The sequence below is a fragment of the Acinetobacter sp. NIPH 2699 genome (assembly GCF_022549355.1).
GTDB lineage: Bacteria > Pseudomonadota > Gammaproteobacteria > Pseudomonadales > Moraxellaceae > Acinetobacter.
Window position 1 is genome coordinate 123,009 of the sequence record NZ_JAKZGL010000002.1, and the last position, 15,329, is coordinate 138,337.

The 15,329-nt window shown below is 39.4% G+C and carries 12 protein-coding genes and 1 pseudogene; 7 read left to right on the forward strand and 6 right to left on the reverse strand.

Annotation, left to right across the window (positions count from 1 at the left end; genetic code table 11):
- Nucleotides 1–188: 188 nt before the first annotated feature.
- Nucleotides 189–887, reverse strand: coding sequence for a DsbA family oxidoreductase (locus tag MMP72_RS02530; RefSeq protein ID WP_241314224.1), 699 nt, complete (start codon nucleotides 885–887; stop codon nucleotides 189–191).
- A gap of 175 nt (nucleotides 888–1,062) precedes the next feature.
- Here MMP72_RS02530 and MMP72_RS02535 point away from each other — a divergent pair, with 175 nt between their 5' ends.
- Together MMP72_RS02535 and MMP72_RS02540 are read left to right on the forward strand one after the other, a co-directional pair.
- Nucleotides 1,063–1,812: a hypothetical protein gene (locus tag MMP72_RS02535; protein WP_241314226.1), complete on the forward strand. Its 750-nt coding sequence runs from the start codon at nucleotides 1,063–1,065 to the stop codon at nucleotides 1,810–1,812.
- Between the two features lie 104 nt (nucleotides 1,813–1,916).
- Entirely contained in the window at nucleotides 1,917–3,722 is a 1,806-nt protein-coding gene (locus tag MMP72_RS02540; RefSeq protein WP_241314228.1) for an ABC transporter ATP-binding protein, read from the forward strand.
- A gap of 83 nt (nucleotides 3,723–3,805) precedes the next feature.
- On the opposite strand, the gene MMP72_RS02545 is transcribed toward MMP72_RS02540, so the two are convergent.
- From MMP72_RS02545 to MMP72_RS02555, 3 genes are read right to left on the reverse strand one after another with little or no spacing between them, the layout of a single operon-like run.
- Nucleotides 3,806–4,504 (reverse strand): hypothetical protein, encoded by a 699-nt coding sequence (locus MMP72_RS02545; protein ID WP_241314230.1) that lies wholly within the window; start codon nucleotides 4,502–4,504, stop codon nucleotides 3,806–3,808.
- A gap of 55 nt (nucleotides 4,505–4,559) precedes the next feature.
- Nucleotides 4,560–4,715: a hypothetical protein gene (locus MMP72_RS02550; protein ID WP_241314231.1), complete on the reverse strand. Its 156-nt coding sequence runs from the start codon at nucleotides 4,713–4,715 to the stop codon at nucleotides 4,560–4,562.
- A 43-nt stretch (nucleotides 4,716–4,758) separates the two neighbouring features.
- Nucleotides 4,759–5,610, reverse strand: a complete 852-nt coding sequence (locus tag MMP72_RS02555; protein WP_241314233.1) for a hypothetical protein — start codon at nucleotides 5,608–5,610, stop codon at nucleotides 4,759–4,761.
- Between the two features lie 322 nt (nucleotides 5,611–5,932).
- Here MMP72_RS02555 and MMP72_RS02560 point away from each other — a divergent pair, with 322 nt between their 5' ends.
- A complete protein-coding gene (locus MMP72_RS02560; protein WP_241314235.1) occupies nucleotides 5,933–6,424 on the forward strand; it encodes a hypothetical protein in 492 nt (163 codons plus the stop codon).
- A 47-nt stretch (nucleotides 6,425–6,471) separates the two neighbouring features.
- On the opposite strand, the gene fadA is transcribed toward MMP72_RS02560, so the two are convergent.
- Together fadA and fadB are read right to left on the reverse strand one after the other, a co-directional pair.
- Nucleotides 6,472–7,644 carry an acetyl-CoA C-acyltransferase FadA gene (gene fadA, locus MMP72_RS02565; protein ID WP_241314237.1) on the reverse strand — a complete coding sequence of 391 codons (1,173 nt, stop codon included), beginning with the start codon at nucleotides 7,642–7,644 and terminating at the stop codon, nucleotides 6,472–6,474.
- A 12-nt stretch (nucleotides 7,645–7,656) separates the two neighbouring features.
- Nucleotides 7,657–9,810 (reverse strand): fatty acid oxidation complex subunit alpha FadB, encoded by a 2,154-nt coding sequence (gene fadB / locus MMP72_RS02570; protein WP_241314563.1) that lies wholly within the window; start codon nucleotides 9,808–9,810, stop codon nucleotides 7,657–7,659.
- Nucleotides 9,811–10,276: 466 nt separating this feature from the next.
- Here fadB and MMP72_RS02575 point away from each other — a divergent pair, with 466 nt between their 5' ends.
- The 4 genes and pseudogenes from MMP72_RS02575 to uvrC all read left to right on the forward strand — a co-directional run bounded on the left by MMP72_RS02575 (nucleotide 10,277) and on the right by uvrC (nucleotide 15,316).
- Nucleotides 10,277–11,290 (forward strand): hypothetical protein, encoded by a 1,014-nt coding sequence (locus MMP72_RS02575; protein WP_241314240.1) that lies wholly within the window; start codon nucleotides 10,277–10,279, stop codon nucleotides 11,288–11,290.
- A 166-nt stretch (nucleotides 11,291–11,456) separates the two neighbouring features.
- Nucleotides 11,457–12,383, forward strand: a complete 927-nt coding sequence (gene lpxO, locus MMP72_RS02580) for a lipid A hydroxylase LpxO (protein WP_241314242.1) — start codon at nucleotides 11,457–11,459, stop codon at nucleotides 12,381–12,383.
- Between the two features lie 174 nt (nucleotides 12,384–12,557).
- Nucleotides 12,558–13,420: pseudogene (locus tag MMP72_RS02585) on the forward strand (hypothetical protein).
- Nucleotides 13,421–13,516: 96 nt separating this feature from the next.
- On the forward strand, nucleotides 13,517–15,316 hold the full coding sequence (gene uvrC, locus MMP72_RS02590) for an excinuclease ABC subunit UvrC (RefSeq protein ID WP_241314244.1): 1,800 nt from the start codon (nucleotides 13,517–13,519) through the stop codon (nucleotides 15,314–15,316).
- Nucleotides 15,317–15,329 lie beyond the last annotated feature (13 nt).

Sequence of the window (15,329 nt, forward strand, 5' to 3'; positions counted from 1 at the left end):
AATGTATCTATAAATTTGTGCATGAGTTGTGACCCACCGCACAAATCAATGGTTAAAAAGCAGGCAAAAAGATCAATTCCAGTGAGGGCGCTCTAATAATCTAAGATAAAATATTGAAATAAATAGAAAAAATTATACTGCATCAGACAAGCTTCAAGCTTAGATTTGAAGCTTGTCTATGAGTCGTGTTATTGCGGTTTTATTTCACACTGATCATCATGACATTGGGCTGCATCAGTGGATTGTATTTCTTGATCAGATGTTGATTGTGCTTTTTGTAATGCCTGCAAAAAAATCTCACGAGGTTGTGCACCTGGGAGTGCCAACTTTTGATCAAAAACAAAAAAAGGAACGCCTGTCACCTTCAACTGTTCATGTGCAATCTTCTCATCGTGCCGAACAAAATCAGCCAATTCATCCGAGTCCAAGACATATTCGACTTCAGCATTGTCGAGTCCAATACGTGAAGCAATTTCTTCAACTACTTCACGTTCACCAATGGCTAAACCTTCCGTCATATATGCGTGGAAGAATGCCTCTTTTGCTTCATTGCCCATGCCTTTGCTTTGGGCGAGATGGATAATCCGATGTGCATTAAAGCTATTGCCTGAATTGGCTTTTTGCCATTGGAAGTCAATGCCTTCCTCTGCTGCCATGCTTGCAATATTGCGTTCCATTTCTTCAATCTCAGCATAGCTTCGACCATATTTCTTGGCTAGACGTTCTGTATTCGATGTATCGTGTTTTGCTGGTGCATCTGGATCGAGTTCAAAACTATGCCAGTGAATATCAAGTTCGATTCCAGCTTCTGCTGCAACATGTTCAAGACGTTTTTTACCGATATAACAAAAAGGGCAGACCACATCTGACCAAATATCTACACGCATGGCGTATCTCTTCAATTTCAGTTAAAGAGATAATAGGGATGAAGTGCTTGAATTTAAAGTTTGTAATATGTAATGCTCCGTTACGAGAAATGAAATAAAAAGTACTAAAGTCAGATAGATTATTGATTAGAATGAAATCAAGGACATAAAAAATATAATTAAGCTTGGAGGCAATATGCGCCGTTTTCTATTATTTGTTGCTGTGATAGTCATTTGTATCGGTTCATTTTTTCTATATCAACATCAGCTACAACAACGCGCAGTAAACAATAAGCAAATGTTTGATGTGGTCATGGCCGAGAAAATGCGTGAGCTGTACGACCAAGCACAAGATTGGTCAACCCCAGTTCAACTTGATGTACAGGACGATCGCCTGTCGGGTGATTATAAATTAATGTCGGAATTCTTATTAAGCTATTGGACACAAAATGTTGAAGCACGGAATGATTATCTACGAGCACTGAAAGCCGCTCATTGGGATACCTTTTTAAATGTAGAGCGATTAGATCGTGATCGTAAACAGGACTATAAAGAGACGCAGCAGATGCTAAGCGATGTTCGTAAAATCTCGACTGAATATGAGCAAGCACGTCAAAAAATACAATTAGGCTCGCTGGAACAGGCGAAGAATTTATCTATTCAGCGTGATATGCGTGATTTGTTGCAAGCAAAATTAGAAAGCAACCTGAATGCAGATCAAGGTCAAGATATTTTTGCCATTGAGCAACAGGTGATAGAAAAGGCACAGCTAATGTTTGATCTGTTAAAAAGCCATCAATGGCAAAGAAAAAATAACACGATTCTGTTTTATGAGAATGCCCCAGTGAAAAAATTTAATACACTTTATCAAGATGTTATCAATCTCAACACTAAGATAGACAAAATTAAGAACAATAATGTTGAAGTATTGGAGGAAGAGTTATAGCTATTTTCTTAGATCCAACACTAAAAAAATGGCATCAACTCTGTTGAGCTCATGGCTACAAGTTGAAATGTATCGCAAGCACCTTGGGAAAGAATTGTATCAATATGAATTTATGGCAGCTTTTTAATAGAGTAAAACCCTTTGTCGCACCGTATAAATTACTGGTGATTGTGACATTGATTCTGACCTTGATCGGTGCGCTGACAGCTCAGGTCAATGCTTTAACCCTTCAATATGCTGTCGACCAGATCAATCGTTTGGTTGAGTCTGGTGGTGGTTTGGCTGAAGGGATGCATATTTTAGTGACGATTAGTGTGATTTTACTGAGTAAGGAAGTCCTCAGTACACTGATTCAGTTTGGTCAAAAGTTATTTGGTGAACGCCTCAGAATTATGGTTTCCCAAGATGTCGCACAGGCGATTATTGAAAAATTTCTGACTTATCGCCTTGCTTTTTTTACCCAAGATGACAATCAAGCGGGCAAATTACAAACGAGGATTGACCGAGGAATTGGTTCGATTACTCGTTTGATTCAAATCTTCTTTATCGATATTTTACCACTTTTTAGCAGTGCGATTTTGGCATTGGCTTTGATGTTCTACGCTAATTTTTGGATTGGACTGGTTGCACTGTGTATCGTGCCGATTTATTTCTGGCTGACATTTAAGCAAGCACAGAAACTAGGTGGGGTTAGACGAAATTTACGTGATGGACGTGAACGTAAAAGTCAGGGCATTCTCAGCATTATCAATTCCATCACGGTGATCAAATCATTTAATCGGGAAAAAGTTGAAGCTGAAAAACAGCTGATTTTACAAAAGCAACTGACCGATAATCAGATGTATACCCGTCAAATCAGCTTTGTTTTTGATGGTTTGAAAACCTTTACAGAACAAATCGGTATTGTCTTTATTATCATCCTAACTGCTTATTTTGTACTGGTTGGAGATATGAGCATTGGGATGATCATGTTCCATATTCTCTTATTCAATAATGTCTCTGCTCCTATTCGTTCATTACACCGCATTTATGATGAGGTCAATGATGCCATGATTTATGCGGAAAGCTTTTTCCAGATTCTTCAAGCCGATAATGAAATAGAAGAATCAGGTCAACAGAAGCCATCAAAGCTCACGGGAAAGTTTGAGTTAAAACAGGTCGATTTTTATTATCCCAATGGTCATCATGCCCTTAAGAATATCAATATGGTGATTCAACCCAATAAAATCACTGCTTTGGTTGGATTGTCGGGCGCTGGAAAGTCTACGTTAATCAGTTTGCTGGATAAGTTTTACCTTCCGCAATCCGGGCAGATTCTGATGGATGGGATTGATTTAAATAATATGGATACCCAATATTTGCGTGATCATATTGGTTTGGTATTGCAGAAAAATCATATTTTCCAAGGCACCATCCAAGACAATATTTGCTATGGAAAAATGGATGCGACTGAAGACGAGATTATCAGAGCAGCGAAAAAAGCCTCAATTCATGAACAAATTTTGAAATTACCGAAAGGCTATCAATCAGATGCCTTGCTGTTATCGGGTGGTCAGCAACAACGGATCGCAATTGCTCGGATGTTCCTGAAGAATCCACCGATTATCTTTTTAGATGAACCGACAGCAAGTTTAGATGCGATTGCCACTGAGCAAATTAAACATAGTCTGGATGAAATCAAGCAGGGGCGAACGGTGATTATTATTTCTCATAGTCTGTCACAGATCATTGATGCGGATTATACCTATGTGATGCAGGATGGGGCGATTGTTGAGCATGGTGAACATTATCAGCTCTATCAGCAACAAGGTGTTTATAAAGATATTTTTGATGCGATGGCGAAAAGTCTAAATATCGATAAAATCGCCAAGACTTTTGACAATGAAGGTGAAGAAGAGACACATAGTTGATGGAATAATGATTTTAGAATAAAGGTGTGAATAAGGTCTTTGAGACAAATGATTGCTTTGATTCAAAGACCTGTGCTTTAAGCTTAATCGAAAATCTTTTCGGCCGCTTGAAACGGTAAACTCACCACGTCAATTGCAACAGCGAAAGGTAGAAGTACCAATTTTTCAAAAGGATTCAGACTTGATCTTGATTTATAGCTTTCTTGTTGATTGGTATAAATGGTGACTTGATACGGTTTACTTAACGCTTTTAAGGAGCTGAGATTATTTGCAATAGGGTAGACGACACCAGCAAGTTTAATATCAAAACAGAAGCGTTGCGCTTGCATACGTGTATCACTGGTTGTCGAGCATTCTCGAGCACCATTTTCAATAAAGAATTCTAAGTCTTTTTTGCTTAAATCCTCTTTAAGTTTTACATAGGAAATGGGTAAAGTGCCTGAAAAATGTCCGTCATTTTTTTCAGAGTAGAAATTTAAGTCACGTGTAATTTGAATGTTCTTGGGATCAAGCTTGTTGATGATAGTCACAAACTGAGTGCCACCTTGGGTCAAAATATAACTGTTCTTTTGACCAGCAATGACGATGCTATCTCTTGGTAAATTTGTCGATGCTTGCGCTGGTCGGCCAAAAGCGACCACATTGTCTTCAACTAAAGTGACTTTTGCAGTGCGAGTGTAGGTTCTATTGTCTTTGGTGATGAGGGTTTTGGTGGCGCAGCCCGTTAGAAGTGTTCCAGTGATTGCGAATGCAATTGTTGTTTTCGCTCGTATAGATAACATTCATTTCTCCTAATGATTTGAATCTTAAAAATATCAATTCATGATAATTTCTAATTTAAATGATTTTTAAGTTCTTAAGTAATATATTACGGAAATCAGCATTTGCTTGATCACGACCTTGCTCTTTATAGGATTTTTCAATGTATTGATAAGCTTGCCGTTCAAACATTGGTTTTTCATTTTTTACTCGATTTAAAATGCTTTTTTGCATAAAAAAATCCTCACATTTCGCGAGGACTTTTTTTCGAAAATTCTTATTTGCTGACCACTTCAAATAAAGGATTTAAAATTTCTTTTGCTTCGACGGAATGATTTTTCTTAGAGTATGGTTTTCCCATCAGCATACCGCCTTTAGACCACATGACTTCCTTCGCATTTAAATCAACGATGTGCACAATGTACTGTTGACCTTCTTGTGGAATGTAGACGGTCGCTAAGCCAGCACCAGCACCAACTGTAGCAAGGCTCACACCTACACTTAAAGCGCCTGCTGCGAATTTCTTACCAAAAGAAGCATCCGTACCTGTAACTGAGGCGATAAATGCATAATTTGATTGTGTTAAATCTTTGATGACTAGTACATCTTGATCACTTAACTCAAGAAGATTACTCACTGGTTTTTTTTCTTTTACATTTTTGAGTGCTAATGCAGCCTGTTTATTGAAGCTTTGATTGAGGTTAAGTAAAGCTTGTTGCTGTTGCTCGGACAAGCTTTTATTTTCCATATTCATTAATGGGTAATTTGTAATCTCAGCGCGTTTAGTTTCATTATCCAAACGATAGTCATATTTTTTCACTTGTGCTTCAGGCATAAAACCACACACAAAAGGCATCAGTTTGTTGTTTACTTTTACACCTTGCTCATTGAGTTGGCTGGATAATAGTTCAGCAAATTTCTGTGCAGTTAAGCGAGATTGTTCACCTTCAATAAGGCTTGTTCCCAATTCACTTCTAACCAAACATCCATCCGCGATCAAAGCAACATCAGTTGCTTTCAGTAGGGTTTGTGTTTGATTGAGTTTATTACGATCTTCGGGAGAAATTTTTGTAGTTGCACAGCCAGTAATGGAGAGACTGATGGCAAAGCATAATGCTAATTTTTTCATGTGTACTTCGAGTGGTTGAGTGAACTTTTGTAAAATTATGAAGAAATAATGGATTTTAGTAAATAGTTCTCATTTTTATTTTTAATAAATTGGTTCATCATTTTTCTAAAAGGTATAAATACTCCCGATATATCGGAGATTTCCATACCGATTAAATCCGTTCGATTATTCAACTCATCTGATTTTATGGTCAAAAAATTGATGATATTTACCGTTTATCTGAGCCTTACTGAATCAAGCCTAACTTTATTGTAGCCTATTCATAGAAGCTTTTATTTAACTCATTATCTTTTTGTATAGTGACTGATTTTTGGAGCGAGCCATGAACTTCCTAAAACGATCAGCGTTTATCGCCGTATTTGCTGCTATTGGTTTGCCAACAGTTCAAGCCGATGAGGTGGTTACATTACCAACGATTCGTATTATGGCTGAGTCTGAGTTGCGTGAAGAAGTGGGTTTTGTTCCATTTCAAGAAGATGAAAAAGTACGTGAAGCCCTGCAGCATCAGATCTATAAAGTCCATAGTGATATACAGAATGCTGGGGTAAAGGAGAGTGTAACGACGGTTAATTATCAGCCAAAAATAGAAGAACCAGATTCGTCGCAACTTTCACCTTTATTAGAGCAGCATATTTTAGCTGTTGCTAAAGGTTTACAATCATCTGATCCGACCAGTGGTCTGTTTAAAATGTTAGAACCTTTGAATATTAATCTTAATAATATAGAGGGGATTAGTGATGGAACGATTAAAATAAACATGGACGATATTTTGAAATTGCAGCAGCAAATTCAAGATGGACTAAATAGACGTTAAATATAAAAAAACCCGCCTTAGCGGGTTTTTTTATATCCTAGTGTCGATTAAACACGTTCGATAATGGTCGCGATACCTTGACCAAGACCGATACACATCGTTGCAAGACCGATTTGTGTATCTTGTTGTTCCATCACGTTCAACAATGTTGTAGTGATACGCGCACCAGAACAGCCCAATGGGTGACCTAATGCAATCGCACCACCATTCAAGTTGATGATGTCTTGTTTGTCATAAACGCCTAAGCCTTTCATGACTGATAAGCCTTGAGCAGCAAATGCTTCGTTTAACTCGATAGTTTGGATATCTGCTATGGTTAAACCAGCACGTTTAAGCGCTTTTTGAGTTGCTGGAACTGGACCGTAACCCATGATCGCAGCATCACAACCCGCAATCGCCATAGAGCGAATCACAGCACGTGGTTTTAAACCAAAGGCTTGCGCACGTTCAGCAGACATCAGCAACATTGCAGATGCGCCGTCAGAAAGCGCAGAAGAGGTTGCTGCTGTAACTGAACCACCTTTAGGATCAAATACAGGTTTTAATGCTTTGAACGCTTCAAGGTTTGCTTCAGCACGAATCACTTCGTCGATGTCGCAAAGGATTTTGAAACCATTGGCATCGTGGCCTTCGATACCCACGATTTCGTTTTTGAAACGACCTTCTTGAGTTGCAGCCCAAGCGCGACGGTGCGATTCAACACCAAACGCATCTTGTTCTTCACGGCTAATGCCATTCATACGGCCTAACATTTCAGCAGTTAAGCCCATCATGTTAGATGCTTTAGCATAGTGTTTAGACGCTTCTGGGTTAAGGTCGATGCCGTGCATCATACCTACGTGGCCCATATGCTCTACACCACCGATGATGAACACGTCACCTTGGTTGGTTGCAATTTGTGCAGCAGCCGTGTGGATTGCTTGCATAGATGAACCACAAAGACGGTTGACGGTTTGGCCGCCAGCAGTTTTAGGGATGTCAGCCAATAAACCAATATTACGAGCAATGTTCATACCTTGCTCTAAAGTTTGGTTGACACAGCCCCAAATTACATCTTCAACTTCGTTTGTATCAAACTGGTTACGAGCAACCAGTGCACGTACTAATTCAGCAGATAAACTGTCGGCACGTACATTGCGGAACATACCGTTACGCGATTTGCCCATGGCAGAACGAACGCCATCAACAATCACAACGTCACGTGGATTTAAAGTAGCCATTCACGTCGCTCCTTAACCGTAGAATTTTGTGTTGTTAGCAGCCATGTCACGCAACATCTGTGGCGCTTCATAAGCCTTACCTAAGTGTGCATATTTGTCGCAAAGCGCAACGTATTCAGCAACACCTGTTTGGTCGATGTAACGGCATGGACCGCCACGGAATGGAGGGAAACCTACACCCATAATCATTGCCATATCTGCTTCAGCAGCCGTTGCAACGATGTTGTCTTCTAGGCAACGAACAGTTTCGTTACAGAAAGCAAGCATCATGCGGTCAATGATTTCTTGGTTATCAAACTCGCGTTTTTCACCAGTAACGAAAGGTGCAATGATTTCGTAAGCTGTTGGATCAACAGTTTTCGCTTTCTTGCCTTTCTTGTCTAACACGTATTTGTAGAAACCAACGTCATTCTTTTGACCAAGACGTTTTGCTTCGTACATCGCTTCGATAGAACCTTTGTAGTCTGGCTTCATACGGTCAGGGAAACCTTCAGCCATGACTTCAGCGCCATGAACACCTGTATCGATACCCACAACGTCGATCAAGTATGCAGGACCCATCGGCCAGCCAAACTTCGCCATCACATTGTCAACTTGTTGGAAATCCGCGCCATCTTTTACAAGCAGGTCGAATGCACCAAAGTAAGGGAACAATACACGGTTGACAAGGAAACCTGGGCAGTCGTTAACAACGATTGGAGTTTTACCCATTTTCTGAGCAAGAACAACAGTGGTTGCAATCGCTTCGTCAGAGGTCTTCTCGCCACGAATCACTTCGACCAATGGCATCATGTGTACTGGGTTGAAGAAGTGCATACCAACGAAGTTTTCAGGACGTTGTAATGCTTTCGCTAAACGTGTAATTGAGATTGTAGATGTGTTTGAAGCAATGATCGTGTTTTCACGAACATGTTTCTCAGTTTCAACAAGTACAATTTCTTTTACTTTTGGATTTTCAGTCACCGCCTCGATCACGATATCCACTTCTTTAAACTCATCGTAGCTCAAAGTTGGACGGATGCGAGCAAGTGTTTCACCCATTTGCGCAGGTTTCATTTTCTTGCGTTCAACTTGCTTGGTCAGTAAGCCATTCGCTTCTTTCATACCTAATGCAAGTTGTGGGTTACCAATGTCTTTCATGATGATTGGTGTGCCTTTGCTTGCCGCTTGGTAAGCAATACCACCACCCATGATCCCAGCACCTAATACCGCTGCTTGGTTGACAGGATGCGCACCTTTCTCATATTTTTTCGCTGTTTTCTTCACAACTTGATCGTTGATGAATAAACCAATCAATGCACCTGCTTGTGGTGTGATTGCAGCTTTGGCAAAACCTTGTGCTTCTGCTTTTAATGCATCATCACGTGTGAGAGTTGCACCTGCTTGTAATGAATCAAGCAATAATTTTGGAGCAGGGTATTGTGCAGGGTTCGCTTTCGCAAGTACCGCACCTTTCGCTGTATTGAACGCCATCATTTGTTCAAGTGGGTTCAATTTAATCGCGTCTAATTTTTCTTGACGTTTTGCTTTCCAATCCAAACGACCAGCAATGGCTTGTTTAACCAAGTCAACAGCAGCTTCTTGGAGTTTGTCAGCAGCAACAACCGCATCTACAGCACCATCTTTAAGTGCAGCAGCAGGTTTTTTCGGATTCGCCATTGCCATCCATTCAACGGCATTGTCGATACCGATGACACGGCTTAAACGTACGCTACCACCAAAACCAGGGTAGATACCCAATTTGATTTCTGGTAAGCCGACTTGTGCTTGTTCAGACATGACACGGTAGTCACAGACTAAGCACATTTCGAAACCACCACCTAGCGCCATGCCATTAATAGCAACAACTTTAGGGATGTCTAAATCTTCAAAGCTATTGAAGATTTCGTGTACAGGCATAAGCCAATCAACAATTGCTTGTTCACCTGCGGCGAAGTTATCGCCAAATTCAGTGATATCTGCACCAACGATAAACGTTGATTTTCCAGAAGTTACAACTAAGCCTTTAATATCGTTATTGGCTTTAACCGCAGCAATCGCTGCTTGGAAGTCTTCAATGGTTGCACGGTTAAATTTATTAACCGACTCACCTTGTAAGTCAAAGCGGAATTCTGCAATTCCGTCCGCAAGCATTTGGACGGTAATGGCATTGCCAGCGTGGATCATGCCTGATCTCCCTTGTTGTGGAGGATTCTGAGTGGATGTCATAAAGCATGTGTGCGATGAAGCACACAAAAAAGCTTCGCTAATCTTACGATAACTATATCCAAAAAGGACATAACAAGTTGTATCAAGCCGTGACGCAGTGGTCATCAATTTTTTAAGGAATAGATCACTGATCGTTGCTTAGGTCAGATTTAAATATAAAAAGATCGAAAAATGTACTAAATGGATAAAGACACGTTACTTTATTGGATAATCCAAGTTATAAAAAAGAGTGATGAAATAATGCTGTTATCTAGAAAAAAGCCAGTGTGTAGAAAAATGATAAGGAGTGCTGATGTTGTTAATTCTTTTTGAATTAATGATAAAAAAGTACGACTTTTTTATGAATTGTTGGACAGAAAGTGTTGTCTGATTCTGTATATTTGGATAAAATTTGTGTTATAAAAATGTTCTAGAAAGTAATATTATGTTAAAAATTAAATTTGTTGTTTTGGCAATGCTTCCATTGATGCTAAGTGCGTGTGGAGGTGGTGGCGATAGTTCAAGTAATAGTAGTTCATCAGGTGGTAATGGAGCGCAGGACTCTATTTCCAATGGGACACGTTATTATTTTATGGACTATGAAGTCACAAAGTTTGAAGATACAGATATGGATATCGGTGATACCTTATCTTTTGGTGCATTCGAGATTTTTAATAAACAAGTCAAGGACTCTGCATCAAATCAACCATTAAATTCATATTTATTAACAGAGAAAAAGCTTTATTCACCGACTGATATCGCAACTAAGGTGATGAATGTTCGTTCGATGACAGGTTGGACATATGATGTCATTGGCGATGTCAAAGAAGATTGGAAACTTGAGCGCGTTGATCTCGCAAACAAAAATATGTTCGATACAGTATTGCCTAATTACCGAGCTTTGGGCTTTGATGAGTTTACTTTGGGTAATGCTGAGATATTCTTAAATGTTCATGGCAATAAGGTATTCCCTTCTGGAAGTGCTTGTTATCGATTGGTATCTAGAAAATCGAATCAAGATACGTTTGCTTTCAATCAAAAAACGATGATTGAACAGAGTTTTGTAGATTTTAATCTAGAGAATGAATGGTATTTATCTGGTCTCAATGCAAATAACCCATTTGGTTTCACTTATAGAGCGGCCAAAGGAACGTGGCAAGGCGTACCTTGGACGACCATTTACAGCACAAGTTTAGGCTTTTCAGCTAATGAGAGTGTAGCTGTTCAATATCAAGGTCAAACTTATGAAGCTGATTATACCAGTAGCATTGAATGGACTGCGAAGAAAGAAATTGAACATTGGGAAACATATCTAAAAAATGTAAGTGAGACGGAACAGATCCGTGCTGCAAAATTAAAGATTGCTCAATTGAAGTCTGGTTGTTATGTGTATAACGAAAAAGCTGCAGAAGCACTCTATACTTTACCATCTTTAGATTGGCAGCCTTATAAAAACTAAAACATATTGAGTATATGGACCTCTCAAAATTAATGTTTTTAGAGGTCCATGGTCGTTATATTAACTTGATCTGAATTTTTTTTAATAATTTGATACTATCTTCTCACTTTTAAAATTTAACATTTCATTGCTGTATTTGAAGTAATACGCAAAAGTGAGTAACTATATGATTAAATGGATCATATTAGCGATTTTTATCATTTCGGCTTTGTATATTCATCGCCGTGGTAAAGTTAGACACTCGTTTTATCGTCAATTTTTTGACCATTCAACGCTATTCGCACCCGTTAACTATTTAATGTACATGTTTTCCAGCGTGCCGAATCAACCCTATATCGACACACAGCATTTTAAGGACTTAAAAGTTCTAGATGAAAACTGGGAAATGATCCGTGATGAAGCGCAAGCGCTTTATGACAAAGGTGGCATTAAAGCATCAAGCACATATGATGACTTGGGTTTTAATTCTTTCTTTAAAACGGGTTGGAAGCGATTTTATTTGAAATGGTATGACTCTGCACATCCATCAGCATCAGAATTTTGTCCAAAAACAACAGCTTTGTTAAAAACACTGCCAAGTATCAAAGCCGCGATGTTTACTGAACTTGCACCTGACAGCCGTTTGGTGCGCCATCGTGATCCTTATGCAGGTTCATTGCGTTACCATTTAGGTTTGATTACACCGAACGATGATCGCTGTTTCATTGATGTCGATGGTGAGCGTTATTCTTGGCGTGATGGTGAAAGTGTGGTGTTTGATGAAACCTACATTCACTATGCAGAGAATACAACAGATCAAAACCGTATTATCTTTTTCGCTGATGTTGAGCGTCCATTAAAAACGCGTTTCATGGAAAAGTTTAATCATTGGTTTGGTAAAAGTGTGATGACAGCTGCAAGTTCACCCAATGAAGTGGGCGATCAGACTGGCGGCTTAAATAAAGCCTTCGGTTATGTCTATCAAATTCGTATTAAAGCGAAAGCATTGAAGAAATCAAATCGTCAGCTTTATTACTTTTTGAAATGGTTCATCATGCTTGGCTTATTCTTCCTTATTTTTGTTCGACCTTATGTATTTAAAGGTGTGCTGTAGCCACTGAGTTATGAGCTACCGATAAGCAAAGAGATTGATATTCTGCCTTGAAGTCTTAACCGATTTTCAGGGCTTTTTTTATTGTCATCGAAGCACCATTAGAATCAATGTCTAGTTGTATCAAATGGTACAAAATAAGATAATCAATGCGATTTTGAATGATGAGAATACATAATGAAAAAACAATTATTGATATGTATGAGTGTATTGAGTTTGGTTGCTTGCACAGAAGAAAATGATGACATTTATGGTGTGGTCGACCCTAAAAATAAAGGCTTTTATAGCTATGATATTGAGTCAGCTCGTGCTTCAAAGGCATTAATCAAAAAAGTATATCAAGTCGATAAAGATAAAATTCTTTCTTTAACATACTCGGAAACGCCGAAATTACGGACAGAAGCGTTACGTAACTTTTAACTAAAGATGAAATATCGACCATACTACCTCCGCAAAATACAGCAGGCGAATATCTGATTGGAACAAAAGTAATTTTCAATGATTCTGTTTTAGAATATGAACCTTATAATTTTGGGCAAAAAGCATCTTTTAAACTCAGTTATCAATTACAAAAAGTTGATTTATCAGGACTGAATGTAGCTGACTATATTCGTTATTTTATGAATCAAGCCTCTGCTTCAGCATCAATCAGTGATGTAACTTTACAAATTATTCAGAATCTCATTTTTTCTACACAAGATAAGTTCCCTTCAGGCGCAACATGTTGGCAAAAACAAGTTCAACTCAGTACCCAAGATTATATTGAGTCATATCCAACACAAAACCTTACTCATGTGAGTATCGATAGCAATATCCAAAACCAAGGAGTTTGGCAAAATGCCGCGTGGACGGCTTTTCAACCCAATACTGAGCTTAATTTAGCGGATACAAGAATTCGTTATCAAGCGAAGGAACATTGGGGCTTTTTCCACAATGAAAGAGAGGTGAATACGGCACAGCCCAATAATGTATTGGCCTGTGACTTTTTTAATGAATCAGCATTTAAACAGGTTGATCGAATCTTAGGTCGAGTATTCTAATCAATACCGAACAACACATCAATTTCACTGAGTTAGGCTTGAAATTCGGGTGCACAGACTACATCATCAACCTAATTCTGCTCATGAAAAGCTATTGTGAACTCAAACGCACGTGAACACATTGAAACAATCTTGACTCATATGACCCAATTGCCTGGTGTTTATAAAATGCTAGGCAAAGAGGGTGAGTTATTGTATGTGGGGAAGGCAAAAAATTTAAAAAATCGTGTATCCAGCTATTTTGTGAAAACCATTGAGCATCCTAAAACACAAGCGCTTGTGGCACGTATTTATGACATTGAAACGTTGATTGTTCGTTCAGAAACAGAAGCTTTATTACTGGAACAAAATCTCATCAAACTGCACCATCCGCCGTATAACATTATGCTGCGCGATGATAAGTCTTATGTCTATATCTTTGTCTCAGCAGATAAACCTTATCCGCGGATTGCGAGTGGACGTGGCAAAGGCAAACATCAAATTGGCAAGTTTTTTGGACCTTATCCAAGTGCTTATAGTGCTCGAGATACGCTGTTAACCTTACAAAAACTGTTTAATGTGCGGCAGTGTGAAAATAGTTATTTTTCTCAACGAAAACGTCCCTGTCTGCAATATCAAATCAAGCGCTGTACCGCGCCTTGTGTCGGTTTGATTAGCCCTGAAGCCTATAAAGAAGATGTCGATAACTCGATTCGTTTTCTACAAGGCGATACCAAAGAGCTGAATCAAGAGCTGATTGGAAAAATGGAACAAGCGGCAGAAGCCTTGGAATTTGAAAAGGCGGTGTTCTATCGGGATCGTTTAGGCTTATTGCGTGAGGTTCAGGCACAACAGGCCGTCTTTAAAATTAAAGGTGAAGCCGATATTTTGGCGATTGCCTATCAAGCGGGCGTAACTTGTGTGCAGATCATGTATGTTCGTAACGGAAGAATGCTTGGGGGAAAAAGTTATTTTCCAGATATGTTGGGAGATGATTTGGGGCAGATGCTCAGTGATTTTATCGCAAACTTTTATTTTCAGGTGGCTGATGAAGTGCCGACTGAGTTGATTGTGAATATTGAGGTGCCTGATCGACCACAACTCGAAGAAGCGTTACAGCAAACCTTTAATAAGAAAGTTCAAATCAAACATAAGGTGCGTGAAACACGTGCGGAGTGGCTAGAGTTGGCACAAATGAATGTGCAACATGCGATTAAAGGCAAACTCAGTAATTATCTAGAGCTCAACGAGCGTTTTCATCAACTTGAACAGGTAGTTGGAAGACCAGTTGATCGGATTGAGTGTTTTGATATTAGTCACACTATGGGAGAAGCACCAATTGCTTCCTGTGTGGTGTTTGATCAAGGCGGTGCGAGAAAGCGGGATTATCGCCAGTTCGCGATTCAAGATATCACGGGCGGTGATGACTATGCCGCTATGCGTCAAGCATTGATTCGTCGCTATAAGAAAAATATATTGCCTGATCTGCTCCTCATTGATGGGGGCAAAGGCCAATTACATATGGCAATGGAGGTGATGCAAGAATTAGAATTGGATGCTTTTATGATCGGTGTGTCTAAAGGTGAGGGGCGTAAAGCTGGCTTGGAAACGCTACATTTTACGGATGGTACTAAACTCCAGTTGGCAGAAGATCATAAGGCTTTGCATTTGATTCAACAGGTCCGTGATGAAGCGCATCGCTTTGCGATTACCAAGCATCGAGCGAAGCGCGATAAACGCCGCAGTAGTTCAGTCTTGGAGGCGATTCCAGGGCTAGGTCCTAAACGTCGTCGTGATCTACTGACGCATTTTGGTGGGATACAAGGTGTGCTGAGGGCATCTGAAAAGGAACTCACGCTGGTACAAGGCTTAGGTGAAGTCATGGCACGCACCATTTATAAAATTTTGCATGAGTAAGTCGGATTAAATC